Origin of the sequence: Algoriphagus vanfongensis DSM 17529 (genome assembly GCF_000429465.1) — a bacterium.
GTDB classification, from domain to species: domain Bacteria; phylum Bacteroidota; class Bacteroidia; order Cytophagales; family Cyclobacteriaceae; genus Algoriphagus; species Algoriphagus vanfongensis.
On record NZ_AUBX01000009.1, the window covers coordinates 506063 to 527776 of the forward strand.

Here is a 21714-nt window from a genome sequence, read left to right on the forward strand (position 1 = left end):
ACAGATCATCGTAGAAAAATGGCAGATCAACACATATAATTTCGACGAAGGCATATCTCACTTCCCACAGGGAAGTATCTATTCAAAATATCTCGGCGTAGCCATATCTTCAACGTATTTCGCTGGTTGAGATAAATTTTATAATCTTCCAATTTTTCAATTGAAAATTACTCTTACATCAATGGCGTGAAAAACCAATGGAAATTGTCCTAAATTCCGTCAAACAAACCACCAGCTATGAAAAACAAATATCTCTTCCCTCTACTTCTAGCAGGGGCAGCCTGTACAGGCCAACCTTCCAATGAAGACAACTCCGAAAAGCGACACTATGTGGATGTAGCCTCAATCGATAGCTCCATCAGTCCGGGAGACAATTTTTTCATGCATGTAAACGGCACCTGGTACGACACTGCAAAAATTGCAGATGATCAGGTAGGAGTGGGCTCTTATTCCTTTTTGAATATTCCTCAAAAACAGCTCTTAGAAAATATTTTGGAGGAAATATCCTCTTCCACTGAGCATCCGAAAGGAAGTATTGAACAAAAAGTGGGTGATTTCTATGCATCAGGTATGGATACAGCTGCGATCAATTCACGAGGTTTTGAGCCGCTCAAGCCATTAATGAATCAAATCGATGCAATATCTTCTTTGAGCGATGTGCATCAGTTTTTGGTATCTGAACTCAAGCATTCCAATCAATCTTTGATTGGCATGAGAGTTTCTCCGGATGATCAAAATAGCACGATCAATATCGTTCACTTGAGTCAGACAGGTTTGGGCCTTCCAGATCGTGACTATTATTTCAATAGCGACTCATCTACACTCGGAATTCAGAAAGCCTATCAGACCTATCTCGCTACACTTTTTGAACTGACTGAGACTAGCGATCCAGAGAAAGCCGCGGCACAGGTTTACGCTATTGAAAAAGCTTTGGCAGCTTCTCATAAAACAAGAATTGAGCGCAGAGTAGTAAAAGAAAATTACCACAAAGTGGCTTTGAATGAGTTGGATACAAAGCTGAAAAACATTGATTTAAATAGTATTTTCACAGGCGTTGGTTTAAATGTTGATTCCCTGGATATACGTCAGCCTGCTTACTATGAAAAACTGGATGGAATGCTGAGCTCGGTACCATTGGAAGAATGGAAAACTTACCTCAAAGCCCATACTTTGTCATCCTATGCCAATTTCTTAAGTTCAGATTTTGAGCAAGCAGCATTCAATTATTCCAAAGTGGTATCCGGTCAATCCAAGCAATTGACGCGAGCCCAACAAATGGTGCAGCAAGTCGATCGACAGTTGGGATTTGACTTGGGCCAATTGTATGTAAAGCGCTATTTTGATGAAAATGCCAAGCAAAAGGTATTGGACCTGGTCAATAATCTTCAGAAAGCTTTTGAGCAGCGAATCAATAATCTGGACTGGATGAGCGACAGCACCAAGACTCAAGCCAAGGAAAAGCTGTATTCCATCACTAAAAAGATTGGATATCCGGATAAATGGAGAGAGTATCCAGTGAATATAGATCGCGATAAATACTTTGAAAATGTTTTGGCGCTTCGTCAAGATGATGCTCAGTATCAGCTCAATAAATTCGGAAAAGCTCCAGACAAAACAGAGTGGGGGACTACTCCGAGCACTGTGACGGCTTATTATAATCCTTCTTTGAATGAAATCGTCTTTCCGGCTGGCATCCTTCAATACCCTTATTTTGATCCTAATGCAGACGATGCGATCAATTACGGGGGAATCGGCATGGTGATCGGCCATGAATTGACCCATGCATTTGATGATCAGGGCGCACAATTTGACAAAGAAGGAAACTTAAAAAACTGGTGGACTGAGGAAGATTATGATAAGTTTAAGGCTAAAACACAACTACTAATTGACCGCTACGATACCTTCACTGTCCTAGATTCTGTGCATGTCAAAGGCGCGATGACTATCGGTGAAAATACGGCAGACAACGGCGGGATTTACATTGCCTATGATGCATTCAAACTCACAGATCAAGGACAAGACTCAACAAAAATCGACGGCTACACACCTGATCAACGCTTTTGTTATTCCATTGCCAGAATCTGGAGAGTCAAAACCCGTGATGAGTACATGCGATCTTACGTCCAGACCAATTCACATTCCCCAGCCATGTGGCGTGTCAATGGTCCACTGATGAATTTTGAACCTTTCTATGCGGCATATGACATTCAGCCTGGAGATGCAAATTACAAGGAGCCAGAGGAGAGAATTAAGATTTGGTGATCCAACTACAACCCTGAAAAAACCCAAACTTGCAGTACCCTTTCAGTATAGAAACCCAAACAAAAAAATCCCCGATTAAATCGGGGATTTTCTTTTGATTATGTAATGTCATGGCATTGGGAAAGATGGGACTATCCAGCTTTTCCCTCATATTAATACAGATTTAGTTCAGCATAGCTGGATTTCCACTAACAATTCTTATTTCTCAAAAGGCTTATCTCGCTGACTAAATGGACGCATGTTTCGCCACCACAGTATTATCAATGTACTTCGCAAAGCCTAATTCTAATTTATTCAATCCAACTTATCTTTCCAGTTCCAACATTCACCTCTCTACCTCTTAAAAGATGATTATAAACTATCCCATTTTCAAAGTCCAAAATCTGGCTCACTCCAATTCCATTTGCTTCTACCCAGGTGATAAATAGCTTTTGAGAATCAACCCACTCGGCTTTGTAATTTTCGTTTTCTTTAGCTCCGGTTTCATCTCCGGCAACTGCCTCCCAATGCATTTCTGAGTCTGAGTCAAAAGTAACATGATAGATACTTTCACCATATTGATATTCCAGTGTCTTCCCTACATAAGTAACTGATTCCGAATTAGAACAGCCAGTAATAATGATTGCAGCAAGTATAAAAAGTGAAGCAAAGTATTTCATATCAAAGGTTTCCATTTTGTAAAAATTCCAATAAATCAGCCATTTCCTGGCGACTCATGCTATTTTCCAGACCTTCCATCATCAGGGAAGAGCCTAAAGATCGGAAGGATTCAACTTCTGATCTTGGAATAATCACCGATTCGCCACCCATCTTTTTTATGGTGATTTCATCATCGCTTTCATGAGCGATGATTCCCATGTGAATGGTGCCATCCTTGGTTTCCAAGCGATGATTGATGTATTCGGGATCTGCAGCAGCATTGGGGTCCAAAATATCATGCATCAGGGTTTGCTTACTCTTTCTGCCTATTTCAGTCAAAGCAGGTCCTACCTCATTTCCAATTGTTCCAAACTGATGGCAATTGGCACAAATACGTTCAAAAACCACTTTTCCAGCTTCCAGATTTCCTATCAAGGTCAATGCTGGTTTCATCTGATCAATGGCTTCCTGACGATTGCTTACCCCAGAATCAGAGAACAGCAATTCAGCCCTTCTTTTGGTTTCTTCATTATCAGTCCACCAAAGCAATTCCCTACGGCGTTCCAAATCAAAGTTCATCTCACCGATATTGATAGATGCATCCTCCAAACCCGTCAACAAAGCATCATGATGGATGGAATTGTAAAGCAATAAGTCACTGGCATATCTCCGTGTTTGAGGACTTAGATCATTCCACATTTCCACCAATTTGTATCCAATGGCAGGTTCCTTTAATGCTGCTAACTGTTCCAGAGATTTCTCCTGTATTTTTAATGGTTGGGATTGGTTCAAACCTGTAAGTAACACCTCCGATTTTTCAGAGTAGGGGAGCAACTCGATGAGTTCCATCTGCTCCAAACGCACAGAATCAGCCAGATCATCATCCATTACCGTTTCCAAAGCATTTCTGCTGTATTCCAGGAATTCAGCAGATGGAGCTAGTTTTAATTGGTTTCTCGTCACAGCCAATTCTGAAATAATCCCTGCATTTCCAGATTTCTCCAAAGTCTGAATTGCAGCAAGCAAAGAAGGAGAGGAGCTTTTCAGTTGCGCATTAAAAGCATGAATCAAACCCTGTTTTTGGGCTAAAGGAATTGGAGAATCCACCAAGGCAGCCAAGACATGGTCTGCATCTTTTTGATCGCCGGATGCATGGGCCAAGGAAGCCAAGAATTCAAATGAATAGCTTTTCACATCAGATGAAGCCAATAAACCAGCAAGCAGTTCTGCCGAAGCATCATGAGTAGCCAATGTCAAAGCAGTAATCACCCAAGGGTCTTTTGCATGAATCCCAATTCTTCGAATTTGATTCAAAATTAAATCTTGATCTTTTTCGAAATCAGCGGAAGAGAGGATAGACAGCACCAACCCAGCCTGCATAGCCACTCTTTGATTGGAATCAGCTACTAATTCCACAATCTTTTGAATCAATTCTTGATTTCCATCTAATCTAGTTTCAGCAATTTTTAAGGCTGTTTCCCGGATATCTGGAGATGAATCCTCCAAAGCTTTCAGTATTTCATCATCCTGAATTTTCCCTGAGTTAGCTAAGATCCAAAGCGCATGAATTTGGGCCATTTCATTGGAAGAATTGAGCAATTCCCTCAAAGAGGAAATCACAGATTCAGTCAGATCACTTTCCAAAAGAATTCGCTGAGCAGTCATGCGAACCCATTGATTCGGACTGGATAGACTCTCAATCAATCCCTCAGCATTTTGAAATTGCTTCAGATCAAAACGGTCTTTATTTCCTTCTTTCCTGATTTGATAGATTCTTCCCTGATCTTTTCCTGCCTCGAGATCCAAAGTTTTTTCAATCTCATCTGGAATCCATTCGGGATGTTCGATGACTTTTCGATACATATCCACCACATACATCGCTCCATTTGGTCCAACAGCCATATTTACGGGACGAAAAGACCGATCTGTGCTTGCCAAAAACTCCCTTTTCTCCCCATCTCGAGAAGCCTCAAAGGAAGCTCCATTTGCAGAAATATGATCCACATGAATCAGATTCAGGACCACATCGGCCACCCAAACGGTATGATCATATTTTTCTCCCAAAGCACCGCCACCATAATGGGTGATCCCGCAAGAACCTGAGAAAAAGCCAGACTGCTCGGGGTGATTCACCCGGGATTCCTGTTCTCCAATCGGATAAATACGCGACAAACCCTTCTCATCGTGATCAGACACATTTTCCAATAAGTATTCCTGATACAACTGCTTCCCCTGAACATAGCGATCCGGGATCACCAAATGGGAAATATGAATCAAATTGTGGGTTTCAAAGACTCTGCCCAGCTCATCAACACCCAATCCAAAACCACCGGAAGATTCACCCAGTCTTTCCAGCGTTTTCGTTTCCAGATTAAATCGGAAATCCTGACCTCTCAGATCCATCTGACTTGTGCTATCTCCCCACCAATAGGGCGCACCATCATTTCCGCCATTGGCTGCATAGATCCAATTATCCAGCCCGAGGGTCAATCCATTGTAATTATGCTGGAGATTTCCGGTGGAAAAACCTCCCATCAAAGTATCCACCTGATCCGCGATATAGTTCTGATCCTCATCCCGAACAAACAATAAATAGGGGGGAGCGGCCACCAAAAGCCCCTTTTGATAGGGTAAAAAAGAACTGGCCAACTGAAGATTTTCTACAAAAATCTGAGACTCATCATAAATACCGTCACCATCCAAATCCTTGAGTACCTTAATCTTACTTTGCTGATCCTCAAAAGGATATCCAGGCATCTCTAAGACTAAAGCATTTCCTAATTCATCAAATTCCAAATCCACAGGATCCTGAATCAAGGGTTCTGCGGCCACTCGAGTCAACTCAAATCCCGGTTCGATCTGAAATCCATCTGGAATCTCAGAGGGCCGAGAACAGGAAAAAAAGCAAAAAACTGAAAGCAGAAGAAATAATGGAAGATTTCGAACCAGCATAGGAAAAGATAAGCATTCTTTACCTTTTAAGTACTTGGGAATGGACAAGTTGGACTATTACAAATGATGGTATCCACTTTAATTTCTCTAGCAAAAACTAATACAGTGAGATTTCAATATTTGAGATCAAACTGACCATTGGTACGGAATATTAAATTCTAAAGCATTTAGGCTAGCCTTAGCAACTATCTAAGATAACCTCTAATAGTATTCATAGGATTCCTATAAGGCTTGTGATTTGCTTTAACATAAAATCCTTACCGTTATTGATCTGAAGTTCAATAACTGATTTTATATTAATCAGCAAGCTGATCGCAAATAACTAGAAACGTTACATAATTTATATTATGTTAACTAAATGATTTCAACCCCTACCTTTTCCAAGATTATTTCTATATTCAGCATTCATTAAAAAGCCCAATCCCACCCACTGCTGAATGAAACTGAATCTTTCAACTCTTGGCCTTTTGGTCGGCCCTCTGGCATTTTTTGGCATTTTATTTTTAGTAGACAGTCCTGAGCTCAATCCTCAGGCATTGGCCATGCTGGCGCTAGCTGTTTGGATGGCTATCTGGTGGATTACTGAAGCTTTGCCGATCGCAGCAACTGCGTTTTTACCATTGGTGCTAATGCCGACTATGGGGATTTTAGAAATTGGTTCTGTTTCTGCCAATTACATGCATCCCACGGTCATGCTTTATATGGGCGGATTTCTGATGGCCACAGCGATTGAGAAATGGAATTTGCATCGCAGAATCGCCCTATCGATCATCAACCTGATCGGAACTGACTTAAGAACTATCGTTTTGGGCTTTATTTGTGCCACAGGATTCCTTTCCATGTGGATTTCCAATTCGGCCACATCTCTGATGATGCTACCGATTGGATTGGCTGTAGTCAGCCAATTTCAAAATCAATTTGGTGATCAACACAGCGTATTGTCAGACAATCTGGGAAAAAACATCATGCTAGGAATCGCCTATAGTGCTTCTATTGGCGGTTTGGCAACTCTGATCGGAACACCCACCAACACGATTTTGGCAGCTGTAGTTTCTGATTTATACGATTATCAGATCGGTTTTAATGAATGGATGCTTTTTGGTTTTCCATTGTCCGTAGTGCTGATCGGTATATGTTGGTATTATCTAGTCAATTTCGCCAACCCTCTCCCCCGCAAGTTCAATCTAGAGAATGCAAAAAGTATCGTTTCGGATCGCCTAAAGGCTCTGGGATCTATGTCCTATGAAGAAAAAAACGTGCTGATTGTCTTCTCTTTGGTCTGTCTCGCCTGGATCTCCAGAAGCTTTTTCCTGTCAAAATATATCCCCGGAATAGATGATACGATCATTGTTTTGACCGGAGTGATTGTACTCTTTTTGCTTCCGGCATCTTCCGAGAAAAAAGGACGAATCTTGGACTGGAAAACTGCCGAACGCATCCCTTGGGGTATTTTGATCCTTTTCGGAGGAGGATTGGCACTGGCACAAGGATTCAAAGAAACAGGTTTGGCTGAGTGGATTGGGCAGCGATTTACTTTAATAGAAGGTGTGGGATTTTTTGTCTTGCTTCTGGTAATCATCGCCTCAGTCAATTTCTTGACCGAAGTCACTTCCAATGTGGCGACAGCTTCCATGTTGTTGCCGATTTTAGCTTCTGTCGCTGTCAAGTTGGATTTACATCCGTTTGGATTGATGGTTGGAGCCACTTTGGCAGCAAGTTGTGCCTTTATGCTTCCTGTCGCCACACCTCCCAATGCCATTGTTTTTGGTTCAGGATTCTTACAGATGAAAGACATGGTCCGGGCCGGTTTCTGGCTCAATGTGCTCTCAATCCTTCTGGTGCCCCTGATGGTTTACTTTCTCCTTCCGATTTTGTGGGGAATTGATCTGGAGATGTATCCTTTTTGATGAATTGGAAAATTTGGTTGAAGTCTCAGGACGTGGACCAATTACAGAAGCCATTACCTCAATTTGGGAAAAATCTTTCGCCCTTCCAGGGCTTTTCAATACGACAAACTAATTTTCTAAAGCATTTCAGCCCTTTGGGCCTGAGACTTTAATCAGCCTTTATAATCTCAAGTTTGGAGAAATGCGCTAATCTAAATTCTCCGAAATAAATCTGTGTTGATCTGCGAAAATCTGCGGGAAATCGAAAACCTATTAAACCTAAACATTTACTACTAACAAAACCCACTATTGGCTAAGATCTAATTACTATGGTCTATGGACTAAATAATTCCATCCCAGCAATCCCCCATTTCATCCCAAGTAATTGAGGAAAAATACAAGCCGCTGTATTCTTGCTACATGAAAACAAAAAGCAGCGAAACACCTAACCATCTGAAAGAATCCAACCGTGGATACTTATTTTTGATGATTCTGGCGCTGTTGTATCAATTATTCACGCTAGTTTCTTTCAACTAATCCCATGAAAAACAAAAGTCTAGATTTCCGGCAAATTGAATGGTGGATGATGACCATCACCTTTGTCTGCATCATCCTCTTCAACCTGATTTCTCAAAGCAATTATTTAAGATGGACAGGGCCCAGTGGATTCAAGTCCATGGCGAATGTGTTCATACCAAGTGTGATTTTTGCAGGATTCTACATCATTCACATGAAGCTGGTCCCAGCTTATTTCAAAAATCAAAACGTCTGGGCATTAGTCGGTTATTCTCTACTGACACTATTGGGTAGTTTTGGACTTTCCGCTCTGATTTCTGTTGCATTTGGTATCACCGCCGGCAACTTGTTTTTCCTATTCATCGGCATCATAGTCCTCTATATCAGTTATCACCTTGCGTGCTTTGTCATCCGCGAGATGCTCACTCCTCCCCGATTGCAGGATTTTCTATTCTACAATCAGTTGCGCCTTCTTTTAGCTTATGTCTTTCTGATTTTATTCTTGGTTTTGGCACAGCGAACGATTACCAATGAAGTCGCTCTGGTATTTTTCATCCTGATAGTACCCTCCATTTTGATTGTGATTGGTTTCAATTATTTCCTGATTTTCCGAAATCGACAAAAAGGAAAAACCAAAAAGGCGAATTGGTATTTGGCCTTATTGATGGGGATAATTTTGATGATTTTCTTCGTCATCGCTGCCGAAAACAATGAAGAATTCATCTTCTTGATCGGAATGATGATCGCAGCCGTTGCAGGTCTGATTGTGATTCCGATGAGCAATATGATTTTTAAGAAATATGAATCATTCACCGGCACGATCACCAATCTCACCACTCAGGTCAATCAAGGAAATGCAAGTATGGATTTCTTGCGCTCACAGATCAATCCCCACTTTCTCTTCAATGCGCTAAATACACTCTATGCGAGTTCTTTGATGGAAAATGCAGAGAAGACCTCAGATGGCATTCAGAAACTGGGAGACATGATGCGCTTTATGCTTCATGAAAATCAGATGTCCAAAATCCCTGTGAGCCGCGAAATCACCTATTTGAGAAATTACCTCGACCTGCAGATGCTGCGATTTGGGGCGCAAAAAAATCTGGAAGTCGATATCCAAATCAATGAAAACCAATGCTCCGGTGAAATCGCTCCCATGCTGATCATTCCTTTTGTGGAAAATGCTTTCAAACACGGGATCAGTTCCAAAGAAAAATCATGGATCAAAATCAATCTGAGATGCATCGCCGGCTCGCTCCATCTAGACGTGGTCAATAGCGTACACGCCGACAAATCCAAATCTGAAAAAGACCGGGAAGAATCCGGTATAGGTCTGGATAATGTGAAAAAACGTCTCGAATTGACATATGCAGACAAGCACGAGCTCAGCATCGTTTCCAATGACACTGATTTCTTCGTACATTTTTCCATCCAACTTCGCTAATCTATGCTCACGGCAATTGCCATTGATGATGAATCTTACGCTTTGGAGGTGATCAAATCTCACGCCTCCAAAGTTCCCTTTCTCGAAATCCAACATTACTTCACCAATGCCATTGAGGCTCTGGAGTATCTGAAATCTCATCCGGTTCACCTGGTATTTTTGGATATCAATATGCCGGATATCTCCGGGATAGATCTGGCAGAGCTCCTTCCCAAGGATATCCAGGTGATATTCACCACTGCTTATGAGGATTTTGCTGTCAAAGGTTTTGAATTGGACGCCTTGGATTACCTGCTGAAGCCTTTTGCTTTTTCCAGATTTCTCAAATCCTGCCAAAAAGCTGAAGAATGGTTTTCGTTACAGCCGGATCATCAGAAAACTTTTCTTTTTGTCAAAACTGTAGATGGTACTTTCAAAGTACTGTTTGACGAATTGCTCTACTGCGAGTCTCAGGGAAATTATGTCAACTTTCAGCTTCAGGATCAAAAAATCGTGAGCAGGATGACACTTTCCCAATTAGAGCAGGAACTCCCCTCCTATTTTATCCGAACGCATCGTTCCTTTCTCGCCAATCCCAAACTCGTCAATCGCATGGAGCGTCATCAGCTTCACCTCAAAGGACATACAGTACCGATCAGTTCGACCTATCTGGAAGCCATTCAGGAAGCCTTCAAAAACTCCTAGTCAAATCTGGAAAAGAACTCTCTTCTATATTCCATGGGAGTTTTGCCGGCCTTTTCCTTGAATTGCTTGTTGAAATTGGAAAGAGTGAAAAAGCCACACTCATAGCAGATCTGACTGATGTTCAATTGCTCTTCCTGCAGCAATTTATAAGCATGATTGATCCGTACTTGGCTCAAAAAGTCTGAAAAGGACTGATTTGCCCTGCTTTTGAAATAGCGACTAAAGGCACTTTCAGACAGGTTGCAGATATCAGCTACCTCTTTCAAAGAGATTTTTTCCATGAAATGATGCATCACAAAATCATAGACTAGCCCCATTCTGTCTTTTTCAGATTCCTTGTGAGTATTGATATAGGCAGCATCTGTGATGAACTTGATTTCAGAGGATTCTGCGATCTGCTGTAGGATTTCCAAAAAGAGAATAATGCTCTGAATCCCTTCTTCCCGGAGCAGTTTTTTCATCATTTGAGTGATTTTATGATTGGTTTTGCCCATGACTTCGATCCCGCGAGACGCCTTATGTAGCATGGATGAGATGAGGGAGAATTCTTCCAGTTTGAAAACCGAATCATTCAGAAAGCGCTCCGGAAAATAAATCACGATCCCATGCGTCTCCAGATCTTGCTCCGGGTCAAAATACACATTATCATTCCTCCATAAATGTGGCAAATTAGGTCCGGTCAAAACCATGTCTCCCTCCTGAAAAGACTGCATGTGATCCCCGATAAACCGGGTTCCTTTTCCTTTCAAAGCCACGAAAAGTTGAAACTCAGAGTGGAAATGCCAGTTAACATCAAAATAAGGAGCTATTAACTCTCTGATTACAAAAGCTTTATTATCTGGAATCCTGGATTTCTGAACGGGTCTCATCACTGATTTTTGCTAAAATTCACTAACAAAATAAAAATAATTATCATAAAACAGTCAGAATTGGGGGGTATACAGTTGGATTTCCGTCGAGTTTTTCGAGAATATTATCGATCGAAAAAAATCATAAACCCAAAGCATGAGTAAATACAACCCACGGGGAAAAAGCTGGCTGCTGGTCATGGCTCTCTTTACTTTCCTGATTGCATGTAAAAAAGAACAAAGTTTTCTTTCAATGACCGACCCACGAAGAGTGGAAATTTTGGTTTTGGGCCACGAAAGTGAGCATCATCATTCGGAAAAATTGATGATGTATCTCGAAACTCCTCTCTTTCAGCGAGGTATCAACCTCACCTACACCACAGATCCCGCCGATCTCAATTCCACCACCCTCAACAACTACGACGGGCTCATGATCTACGCCAATCACGAGCAGATCAGCCCGGAGCAGGAAAGTGCACTCAAAGAGTATGTGCAAAGCGGCAAGGCGCTGATTCCTATTCATAGTGCTTCTTTCTGCTTCCAAAACTCAGACTGGTACATCTCAGCTGTTGGAGGACAATTTAGCACGCATGGCGTGGGAGATTTCACTGTGGATATCGTAGATAGTGAGCATCCAGCCATGCAAGGCATCGAGGAATTTGAGACTTGGGATGAGACCTATGTCCATGCCAAAGTCAATCCGGACATGCATGTGCTTATGGAGCGTGTAGAAGGCGATCACCGGGAACCTTACACCTGGACAAGAGAGGAAGGCAAAGGCCGAGTATTCTATACCGCCTATGGCCACAATGAGAAAACGTGGGAAAAGGAAGAGTTTCAGCAGCTTGTAGCGAATGGTATTCTATGGGCAGTAGGCGACAAAGTAAATGAGCTATTGACCGCTTACAACATCCCTACTCCTACCTTTGAAGAAGCTGAGATTCCTAACTACGAAAAAAGAGATCCAGCACCACGTTTCCAGCATCCGCTTTCCCCAGAAGAGAGCATGAAATTGGTTCAGGTCCCTGTTGAATTTGAATTGGAGCTATTTGCTTCTGAGCCTATGATTATCAACCCAATCGCGATGACTTGGGATGAAAGAGGAAGATTGTTTGTGATCGAAACCACTGATTATCCAAATGAAATCAGAAAAGAAGGTGGCGATGACAAAATCAAAATTTTGGAAGATACTGATGGAGATGGCAAAGCCGATAAGGTAACCATTTTCGCAGAAGGACTAAATATCCCTACCTCCATCACAGCAGTGAATGGCGGTATGCTGATCTCCATGGCTCCAGACTTCGTCTTTTTGAAAGATACTGATGGAGATGACAAAGCGGACGTCAAAGAAGTAGTGATGACTGGCTGGGGCAAATCAGATACTCACGCAGGTCCATCTAACTTGAAATATGGTTTTGACAATAAAGTTTGGGGTGTTTTAGGTTATTCTGGCTTCAATGGAGAAGTCAGCGGACAAAGGCATTCATTTGGTCAGGGTGTTTATAGATTTGATCCATCTGGCGAAAACCTGGAATATCTTGGCAATACTTCCAACAATACTTGGGGATTGGGTTTCACGGAAGATTTCGAAACCTTCATCTCTACTGCCAATGGCCAGCACTCCGTGTATTACTCTATGGCAAACAAGTACATCAAAAGACCGATTTATCAAGGTTCTGCCAATACAGTTCATGGGATCGACTCACACTATGACATGCCTCATTTGACTCCTTTCTTGAGACAGGTGGACTGGCATGGATCTTATACAGCTGCTGCAGGACATAATTTCTACACAGCAAGAAGTTTCCCAGAATCTTACTGGAACAAAATAGCTTTCGTAGCCGAGCCAACGGGACGTGTCCTTCACAATGCTCAAATCAACCCGAATGGCTCTGGGTTTACAGAGAAAAACAAATTCAATATTCTGGCGAGTTCAGACGAATGGTTCTCCCCTGTTCATGCAGAAGTAGGTCCTGATGGAGCCCTTTGGGTAGCTGATTGGTACAACTTTATCATCCAGCACAACCCAACTCCTAGAGGCTGGGAAAATGGTGAAGGAAATGCCTACATCAACCCGATGCGTGACCGTCAGCATGGTAGAATCTATCGAGTAGTTTACAAAGGTGGTACAGCTTCCAAAACGTTCGACTTGAAAGATGCCTCCAACTCTGAGTTGATTGAAGCTCTGAAAAGCGAAAACATGTTCTGGAGATTGACTGCTCAGCGATTGATCGTAGAGAACAAAAACACCGAGGTACTTTCTGACCTTTACAAAATCATCTCTGACCAATCCACCGACAAAATCGGTATCAATGGCGCAGCGATCAATGCACTTTGGGCACTTTATGGCTTAGGACAACTGGATGGCAGCAATAGAGAAGCTGCGATGATAGCTGAAAAAGCATTGAAGCACCCTTCTCCAGGTGTGAGAAAGAATGCTTTGCGAGTTCTTCCGGCCACTCAGGAAAGCTTAACCGCCATTTTGGGTTCAGGTATTTTGGAAGACGAAGATTTGCATACCAGAAAATATGCCTTCTTGACTCTTTCGGAGATGCCATTCTCTGAAGAAGCTTCCAAGCAATTGGTGAAAGCTGCTGGAAATGCTCAAAACGGAGATGATCCCTATTTACCACAAGCCGTATTTGCAGCTGTTTTGGCGCATCCTACAGAGTTTGCGGACTTGGATCCTGCTTTGGACAAAGAAGAAGATCTGACCTTGACTGAGAAGATCGCGAGAGGTTTGGTGAGTGAGCAATATCCTCTGGATCAGCGCAATTCTATTCTATTCCCACCAGATGCGAGAGGCAAAGAGATCTCTATCCGAATGATGATCTCCAAGGCAAATGATCCTCTGGAAGGTGTTTTGGTAGCACAAGGAAACAATACGAATGGATACAGCTTGTATGTGATGGATGAGAGATTGTATTTCGCAGTGGCACAAAATGAAAAGCAAGCGATTATCAACTCCAAAAAAGGACTTCCTGAAGAGCAGTTTACCATCGATGCTACTTTGGTAGAAGATGGAAGCATGACGCTCAAGATAAATGGGGAAGAAGTTGCCACTGGAAAAACGGCAGGACTATTCACCGAAGAATTGACTCCAAGCAGAGTGCGAGCCGGTACCAATGACAGCCGCTATGTAGTCGGAAAATATGAAGGTACTTGGTGGTTCAATGGTCGCTTGAGCAACAAATCCACTCTAGGCTTGAAGAAGCCTGGAACCGTCCTAGCTTCTGATTCCAACGGAAGCAGTAGCACTACCGCCAACGGCACTTCCCTAGTTAAATTGGCGGTGATTCCTCATGAGATGAAGTTCAATAAATCCACCTTTACCGTCAAAGCGGGTTCTCAAGTAACCATAGATGTGGAAAACCCAGACTTCATGCAGCACAACTTGGTCATCGGACAAAAGGGATCTATGGAAATCATCGGAAAAGCTGCCGATGAATTGGCAAGAGACCCTAAAGGAGCCGAGCAAAACTATGTTCCAAATATTCCTGAAGTGATAGCAGCTACACCGCTGGTCGATCCGGAAGGAAGAGAATCTATTGTGTTTACCGCACCTACAGAGCCTGGCGAATACCCATTTGTCTGCACAGTGCCGGGACACTGGAGAATTATGTTTGGAACTATGATCGTAGAGTAAGATGGCATTAAACATAACATTTGGAGTGAGTACTTGGCTATGGACTTCTCCTTTCAGCTCAGAAACCATAGCTCTATTTCCAAAAATCAAAGAATATGGATACGATGCTGTGGAAATCCCGGTGGAAGATCCGGCATTGATAGATATACCTGTTGTAGCAGATGCTTTGGCAAGTAATGGGCTCAAGCCCATTATTTGCGGGGCATTTGGCCCGACCCGTGATTTGACTCACGAGGATCCCAAGTTTCATCAAACCTGTTTCGATTATTTGGATCGATGCTTCGATATAGCGGCCCAGTTGGGTGCTGGTTTCGTAGCTGGTCCCATGTATTCGGCTGTCGGAAAAGCTAGACTGGTTTCTCCTGAGCAAAAGAAAACTGAATGGAATTTGGCCGTCACCAACTTGAGAAAAGTCTGTGAAAGAGCTCGGGTTCAAGGATTGGAAATTGCGATTGAGACTTTGAATCGATTTGAGACAGACCTAATCAATACAGCTGCAGAGCTGAAGCAATTGATCACAGATATCAATGAACCTGAAGCCAAAGCATTATTGGACGGGTTTCATATGAATATCGAAGAGCCCAGCATCGAGGAAGCCATCAAAACTGTGGGAGATAAATTGGTCCATGTTCAGGTCTCTGAGAATTACAGGGGAACTCCTGGTACAGGTCAGACCAACTGGGCAGCTTGGAAAAGAGGTTTAGAAGCTGTCAACTACAAAGGAACGATCTCCATCGAAAGCTTTACTCCAGAGGTAAAAGAGCTCGCAGGTGCAGTATGTATCTGGAAACCATTGGTGCCGAGCCAAGATAGTTTTGCCAAGGATGGCTACACTTTCCTGAATTCCTGGGCCGCAGAATAGATCCAATAAACCAATCAATAACCCTTTTTTAAAATAGATTATGAGTAAAAAACCAATCAACATAGCAATCATCGGACTGGGATTCGGTGCCGAATTCATTCCGATTTATCAAAAACATCCATGGGCAAATATGTATGCGATTTGCCAACGAAATAAAGAGAAGGCAGAGGAAATAGGAAAAGCTTTTGGGATAGAAAAAGTATATACGGACTACGATGAATTGCTCAAAGATCCGAACATCGACGCAGTTCATATCAATACTCCCATCCAGAATCACGCAGAACAGTCCATTAAAGCACTTCAAGCTGGCAAACACGTCGCTTGTACAGTTCCTATGGCTACGTCTGTAGAGGATTGTAAAAAGATCGTGGAACTAACCGAGCAGACAGGACTGACCTATATGATGATGGAAACGGTGGTCTATAGCCGTGAATTTCTCTTCATCAAAGAGATGTATGAAAAAGGAGAATTGGGTAAAATCCAGTTTCTAAGAGGATCACATCAACAGGAAATGGCTGGCTGGCCGGGCTATTGGGAAGGCCTCCCTCCCATGCATTATGCTACGCATTGTGTGGGTCCGGTATTGGCTTTACCAAAAGGTGAAGCAGAGTATGTTTCTTGCTTTGGATCTGGCACAATCGATGAAAACTTGATTCCTAAATACGGTTCTCCATTTGCTATTGAGACTTGTCATATCAAAATAAAAGATTCCGATCTTTCTGCTGAGGTGACCAGATCGCTTTTCAATACCGCCCGTCAGTACCGAGAGAGTTTTGATGTCTATGGTTCTGAAAAATCTTTCGAATGGACGCTCATCGAACATGAAGATTCGGTGATTCATACGGGAGAAGTACCAGAAAAAGTCAAAATCCCTGATTACGCACATTTGCTACCAGAGGAAATCGCAGGATTTACCATGCAGGGAGTTTATGATTCGGATGACAACCAACACTTGTCTTTTATCCAGGGCTCAGGCCATGGCGGCTCTCACCCTCACTTAGTTCATCAATTCCTCACAGCCTTGTATGAGGATAGAGCTCCTTATCCAGATGCAAGACAATCTGCGAATATTACCTGTGTAGGTATTTTGGCACATGAATCAGCCATGGAAGGCGGCAAGATCAAATACCTTCCAGAATTTACATTGAAAAAATAATTTGGGTTTTATTCATAAGAAAAGGCAGCTGATTTTTGGCTGCCTTTTTTGTTGTGCTCAGATTGCTTACTTCACGCGTTTTCCCTCTGCAGGAAACATATCCATCAGGGAGCCAGAAGCATTGTCATCGTCTACCTTTGCTAGGCTGACATACACGTCATACCCTGTGATATTGAAATAGGCAGTTAGCTTGCCATCCTTGATATTCACTGAGGACATAGCTTTCTCTTCGCCACCTGCAGCTTCTACAAAGTATCCTTTTGTCACTCCATCTTTAGTTTCAAATCGCATTGGAATGGTGGCATCACCTTGAGGAGTATCTTTTACTAATACCTCCCACTTCCCTTCGAAATAAGCCGCATCTTCTACCACATAGGCAAATGACAAACTGGCGAAAAGCAAAAGGGTCAATACTGAACTGAGTAGTTTTTTTGAATTCATGGTTTTTGGGGTTAAAGTCTAATAGTTCTAAATGAAACAATAAATCCTCTTATTTCAAACAGGTGATTTAAAATATCCTTTTGACAAAAATCAAGAAGTCAAATTTATTAATCATAAAAAAAGGGATCGAATTAATCGATCCCTTTTACAATACATGTATAGCGAAATTATCTTGCAAACAGTGTTAGATTTCTCATAAACCAAGCATGGGCAGCAGCGGACGTCGTTTGGACCTTTATAAAGCTGGCTTTTTCAGAGGCATCCCAATGCACTGAATTGATGCCTTTGTGACCTTTTGCCTGCACTACCTCAGTCCAGGATTGGCCATCTCTAGAAATAGAGATACTGAATTGACGTGGAAACTCATCGTTTCCAGCATCAAATTGAATCTCAGTCAGTAATTCATCCGTAGGAAGCGCTACCTGAAACCACATTCCATTTTCCTGATTCCCATCTGTTTTCCATCCTTTGAAAGAGAATGCATAAGATGGATCTTTGGTAGATCCAACTCCACGAAGAGCCGTACTACTTGCCGTCACTTTCCAGTTATCCTGCAGGTTCAGAGGCTTTGGAATCTCCCCTACCAGCTCATCAAATGAATAGCTGTTTGTTCTAGATTCGGTTTTCTTTCTGATTTCTGCCACATATTCTGGAGTCACAAAAGTCCCAGAATTGCCAAAATCATTCCTGATATAGGAAAGAACCGAAGCGATGTACTCATCGTCATTAGAGTCCATTGCGATCATCACACCCTCGTATTCTTTATCTTCAATTTTACCTGTCAATCCGTGAAGGAGGGTTTTGACAGCGTACTCAGGATGTCCTTGGATTCGCGGAGATCCAGCAAATGCTGGAGCGATTAAATGTCCGTTTCCAGCGGGAGAACCCAATGCTTTTGGTCCATGACAGGTACCGCAATAAGAATCATAGATCGATTTTCCTTGCGTATATAGTGCCATTTCAGCTGGCTCAAATTTGGTTTCGGCAGCTTTCTTGGCTTCATCTATTTTTTCCAGCAATTGAGCGCCAATCACCTGCACACCTTTGCCTTGATTGCCTTTGATAGTTTGAGCGATCAAGTCCTCTACTTGCTCTATTTTCAAAATATAAGCACTTAAAAGACCTTGAATGGCTACATCGATATCTCCATCCTTTGTGGCGTCTCTATAGAGCTGTCCCAAGCTTTTGTTCCCATATTTATACAAAGTCTCTCCTGCACGAAGAGCCTGAATTCTGATTTTTGGATTGGCATCCTGAGCCATTTCGGTCACGAGTTCAGGGGTCAATTCGCTCAACCCTTCCAAGGTCCATAATGCGTGGATTTGTGCCAATTCATTTGAAGAGGAACGAGCCATTTTTTCCAACTCAGGAGCAATGGATTTGTCCTGATTCAAAACCAAAATTTGCTGGGCCATATCTCTCCACCAGCCGTTTGGATTTTCGAAATGTCTGATCAGTTCTTGGCTAGTCTCTTCATACATTCTTGGCTTTTCCGTATTTCTCCCCATTCCTTCATACGAAAGTCTCCAGATACGCCCATTTCCAATCACATCATCCATTTGATACTGCTGAATTTTGGTTCGGAGATAACTCCCGTCCTGAGTCCACTCCCCTTCTTGAATGATACCCCGGTACATATCGACGATGTAGAGCGTGCCATCTGGCGCAGTAGCCATATCCACAGGTCTGAAGAGCGGATCGGTGGATTGGATAAATTCAGACTCAGATTGTATATAGGTGTTCTGTAAATAGGATAATCCTTCTACTTTTTCTGTCTCCACTCTTCTTACGATACGCCCTACTGGCTCTCCATAGATGTAGTGTCCTACCAAGTCTTGAGGCAGGCGATCTCCTCTGAAGACATCATTTCCTGCGGCTCCAGTCACATTGGAAAGAGAACCGTCAGGTTTGACTTCTTTCATGCCAGGCTGGAAATCTTCCAGCTGCACCAAGGAATAAGGAACTCGGAAACCTTCTTTCAATCCTCCTCTCACACTAAAATTGCCATAGACAATCGGAAACTGAAAACCTTGCGGTACTCCACCGGCTCCGTCCTGAAACCAAATTTGTCCATAGCTATCCTGAGTCACACCCCATTGGCCCCAAGGGTTGCCACTTGGCTCTTGAATCACTCCATCGGGAGTCCAGCGTATTCTTTTGGAATTGTAGGTACTATACATCCAGTTGTCCAGCGTCCAGGTCAGAAAGCTTGTCTGATGTTCGACATTGCCGGAACGACCTAGCCCAGATGCGAAAAGCTCCTTTTTGTCTGCCTTGCCATCTCCATCGGTGTCTGTAAACTTATACACATGGTCCTCATTGGATTCCATAGACAAGATCGTATTGGGACCAAAAGGAACCACATAGCGTGGGAAAACCAAGCTATCCAAAAAAACAACTCCAGTCTCATAGACCCCGTCATTGTCGGTATCCTCCCATCTGGAGATCCGAGAGGTAGGCAGAAGCTCTCCATTTGCGTCGAGATCTTGCATGTAAGACCTTAACTCTAATACATACATTCTCCCATTCCCGTCAAACTGAATCGCAGCAGGCTCCTTGATTTGTGGTTCTGATAGCACAGGATCAATTTGATAGCCCGGTTGTAACACAAAGGATTTCTTTTGCTCATTGGCAGAAACAGGAACAACAGGTGGTTTGGGGCTCAGATCTATTCCTTTCCAGATCGCAGACTCCATGTCAGCATCAGCTGGTACACTGATTTGAGGATAGGGTTCTTCCAATCTTTTGGGATCCAAAGAATCGGAAGGAGACACATCAAAGGGAGATTTCTTCTCCTGACAGGCTACAATCGTGGTGAAAGTAAAAAGTACAAGTGCACTTTTGGAAATAGTAGTATTCATTAAGTAATGGAGTTGAACAGGGTAATTTTCATCGAAAGCTTCACTCTCAAAATCGAGGCACAAAATATTACATTATTCTAGCATTGCCTTGCCGATCACAGAAAAAGAGCCTTTCTCACTATTTTTTACACTTTTTGAACTTTTTAAACCAAAAGACTCTTTAACCCATGTATATACATTAAATATAGAATCATATACCTACCAACATGAACGTACTACAAAATCTTAAATGGCGCTATGCCACAAAAGCAATGAACGGAGCGACTGTTCCGCAGGAAAAAGTGGACTATATCTTGGATGCCATCCAACTTAGCGCTTCCTCATCTGGTCTACAGCCCTATGAAGTTTTAGTGATCACAGATCCGGAATTGAAACAAAAAATCAGAAAAATATCATTCGACCAAAGCCAAGTCACAGACGCGTCTCATGTCTTGGTTTTTGCCGCTTGGGATGACTATACTGAAGAGAGAATCAATAAGGTTTTTAAAAGAAACAATGAAGAAAGACAAGTTCCGGATAGCATGACGGATGATTACCGTAATAGACTTCTTCAGATCTACGGAGCTCAGAGTGCCGATGCAAATCATCAACACGCAGCCAGACAAGCTTACATAGCCCTCGGAAGCGCGCTATTAGCGGCCGCAGAGCAAGAAGTGGACTCCACTCCTATGGAAGGCTTTGACAATGCAGCATTGGACGAATTATTAAACCTCCAGGAGAAAAACCTTAAATCTGTCCTTGTGCTCCCACTAGGCTATAGAGATGCCGAAAAGGACTGGTTGGTCAATATGAAAAAAGTAAGAACTCCAAAAGAAGAATTAATCACCACGATCTAATTCAGAATACAAACCCAAGTAGAAAGACAGCTCGAGAGATTGAGCTGTTTTTTTTGGTTTAGGAAATCAGAAGACAGACTGATCCAAAAATTCCTTTTCTATTTTCTAAAATAAAATCGCCATAAAAGCAAAAAACCACTCATTTCTGAGTGGTTTTTTGAGCCCCTTGCCGGGATCGTCCTCGATAGCTATCGGGACAGCGACCTATTGAAACTCGTCATTAGGATACTTTTTGAGAAGAGATAAAGCAATTTCTGGATACTTCTTTAAATCTTCCAAATACTTCCTTCTTCTAGCTCTCTTCAGATGTCTTTCTATCAAGATAGCCTGGTTCCTTGTACTACAGCTTATTGAATGGTAGATTTCCCAATCTGTGGCTCTTTTAGTAAATGCCCTACCAACGAGCTTATTTTTATGCTGCTTAAGCCTCTCTGATAGATTGTTGGTCTGACCTATGTAAAAAGTGTCTATTGATGAGGAATAAAGAATGTAAACAAAAAATTCATCAACCATTCTTAAAATTAAAGTCTTAAAAGCAAAAAACCACTCATTTCTGAGTGGTTTTTTGAGCCCCTTGCCGGGATCGAACCAGCGACCTACTGATTACAAGTCAGTTGCTCTACCAGCTGAGCTAAAGAGGCTTTTTCCTTTAACGTGGTGCAAATATAGGCCTTCCCTCTA

Annotated in this window: 14 protein-coding genes and 1 tRNA gene; 8 read left to right on the forward strand and 7 right to left on the reverse strand. The window is 42.4% G+C overall.

Going from position 1 to position 21714, the window contains the following annotated elements:
- Positions 1 to 237: 237 nt before the first annotated feature.
- A complete protein-coding gene (locus G460_RS0103510; RefSeq protein ID WP_026954067.1) occupies positions 238 to 2262 on the forward strand; it encodes a M13 family metallopeptidase in 2025 nt (674 codons plus the stop codon).
- Between the two features lie 290 nt (positions 2263 to 2552).
- Here the strand turns inward: G460_RS0103510 and G460_RS21345 are convergent, their stop codons facing one another.
- Complete coding sequence (locus tag G460_RS21345; RefSeq protein ID WP_051315896.1) at positions 2553 to 2936, reverse strand: MoaF-related domain-containing protein; 384 nt, start codon at positions 2934 to 2936, stop codon at positions 2553 to 2555.
- Entirely contained in the window at positions 2923 to 5853 is a 2931-nt protein-coding gene (locus G460_RS0103520) for a PVC-type heme-binding CxxCH protein (RefSeq protein ID WP_026954068.1), read from the reverse strand. Before G460_RS0103520 ends, G460_RS21345 begins: the two co-directional genes overlap by 14 nt.
- A gap of 437 nt (positions 5854 to 6290) precedes the next feature.
- On the opposite strand from G460_RS0103520, the gene G460_RS0103525 reads away from it, so the two are divergent.
- From G460_RS0103525 to G460_RS0103540, 3 genes are all read left to right on the forward strand, one after another.
- Positions 6291 to 7760 carry an SLC13 family permease gene (locus G460_RS0103525; RefSeq protein ID WP_026954069.1) on the forward strand — a complete coding sequence of 490 codons (1470 nt, stop codon included), beginning with the start codon at positions 6291 to 6293 and terminating at the stop codon, positions 7758 to 7760.
- A 520-nt stretch (positions 7761 to 8280) separates the two neighbouring features.
- Positions 8281 to 9699, forward strand: coding sequence for a sensor histidine kinase (locus G460_RS0103535; RefSeq protein WP_026954070.1), 1419 nt, complete (start codon positions 8281 to 8283; stop codon positions 9697 to 9699).
- 3 nt (positions 9700 to 9702) lie between these two features.
- Positions 9703 to 10383 carry a LytR/AlgR family response regulator transcription factor gene (locus G460_RS0103540; protein ID WP_026954071.1) on the forward strand — a complete coding sequence of 227 codons (681 nt, stop codon included), beginning with the start codon at positions 9703 to 9705 and terminating at the stop codon, positions 10381 to 10383.
- Here the strand turns inward: G460_RS0103540 and G460_RS0103545 are convergent.
- Positions 10380 to 11252, reverse strand: a complete 873-nt coding sequence (locus G460_RS0103545; protein ID WP_035463809.1) for a helix-turn-helix domain-containing protein — start codon at positions 11250 to 11252, stop codon at positions 10380 to 10382. The genes G460_RS0103540 and G460_RS0103545 overlap by 4 nt on opposite strands.
- Before the next feature lie 136 nt (positions 11253 to 11388).
- On the opposite strand from G460_RS0103545, the gene G460_RS0103550 reads away from it, so the two are divergent.
- Genes G460_RS0103550 through G460_RS0103560 form a run of 3 tightly spaced genes read left to right on the forward strand, consistent with a single transcriptional unit; the run spans position 11389 to position 16895 of the window.
- On the forward strand, positions 11389 to 14877 hold the full coding sequence (locus G460_RS0103550; protein ID WP_035463811.1) for a PVC-type heme-binding CxxCH protein: 3489 nt from the start codon (positions 11389 to 11391) through the stop codon (positions 14875 to 14877).
- 1 nt (position 14878) lies between these two features.
- Entirely contained in the window at positions 14879 to 15739 is an 861-nt protein-coding gene (locus G460_RS0103555; protein WP_026954074.1) for a sugar phosphate isomerase/epimerase family protein, read from the forward strand.
- Between the two features lie 40 nt (positions 15740 to 15779).
- Positions 15780 to 16895 (forward strand): Gfo/Idh/MocA family protein, encoded by a 1116-nt coding sequence (locus tag G460_RS0103560; RefSeq protein ID WP_026954075.1) that lies wholly within the window; start codon positions 15780 to 15782, stop codon positions 16893 to 16895.
- A gap of 66 nt (positions 16896 to 16961) precedes the next feature.
- On the opposite strand, the gene G460_RS21350 is transcribed toward G460_RS0103560, so the two are convergent.
- The gene (locus G460_RS21350; protein ID WP_051315897.1) at positions 16962 to 17336 is read right to left on the reverse strand and encodes a hypothetical protein; all 375 of its coding nucleotides are present in this window, start codon (positions 17334 to 17336) and stop codon (positions 16962 to 16964) included.
- Positions 17337 to 17503: 167 nt separating this feature from the next.
- Complete coding sequence (locus G460_RS0103570; protein WP_026954076.1) at positions 17504 to 20197, reverse strand: DUF7133 domain-containing protein; 2694 nt, start codon at positions 20195 to 20197, stop codon at positions 17504 to 17506.
- 206 nt (positions 20198 to 20403) lie between these two features.
- Between G460_RS0103570 and G460_RS0103575 the strand changes: the two genes are divergently transcribed.
- Positions 20404 to 21033 (forward strand): nitroreductase family protein, encoded by a 630-nt coding sequence (locus tag G460_RS0103575; RefSeq protein ID WP_026954077.1) that lies wholly within the window; start codon positions 20404 to 20406, stop codon positions 21031 to 21033.
- A 204-nt stretch (positions 21034 to 21237) separates the two neighbouring features.
- On the opposite strand, the gene G460_RS0103580 is transcribed toward G460_RS0103575, so the two are convergent.
- Both G460_RS0103580 and G460_RS0103585 read right to left on the reverse strand, forming a co-directional pair.
- On the reverse strand, positions 21238 to 21546 hold the full coding sequence (locus tag G460_RS0103580) for a GIY-YIG nuclease family protein (RefSeq protein WP_035463813.1): 309 nt from the start codon (positions 21544 to 21546) through the stop codon (positions 21238 to 21240).
- Positions 21547 to 21601: 55 nt separating this feature from the next.
- A tRNA-Thr gene (locus tag G460_RS0103585) sits at positions 21602 to 21674 on the reverse strand.
- Positions 21675 to 21714: the final 40 nt, after the last annotated feature.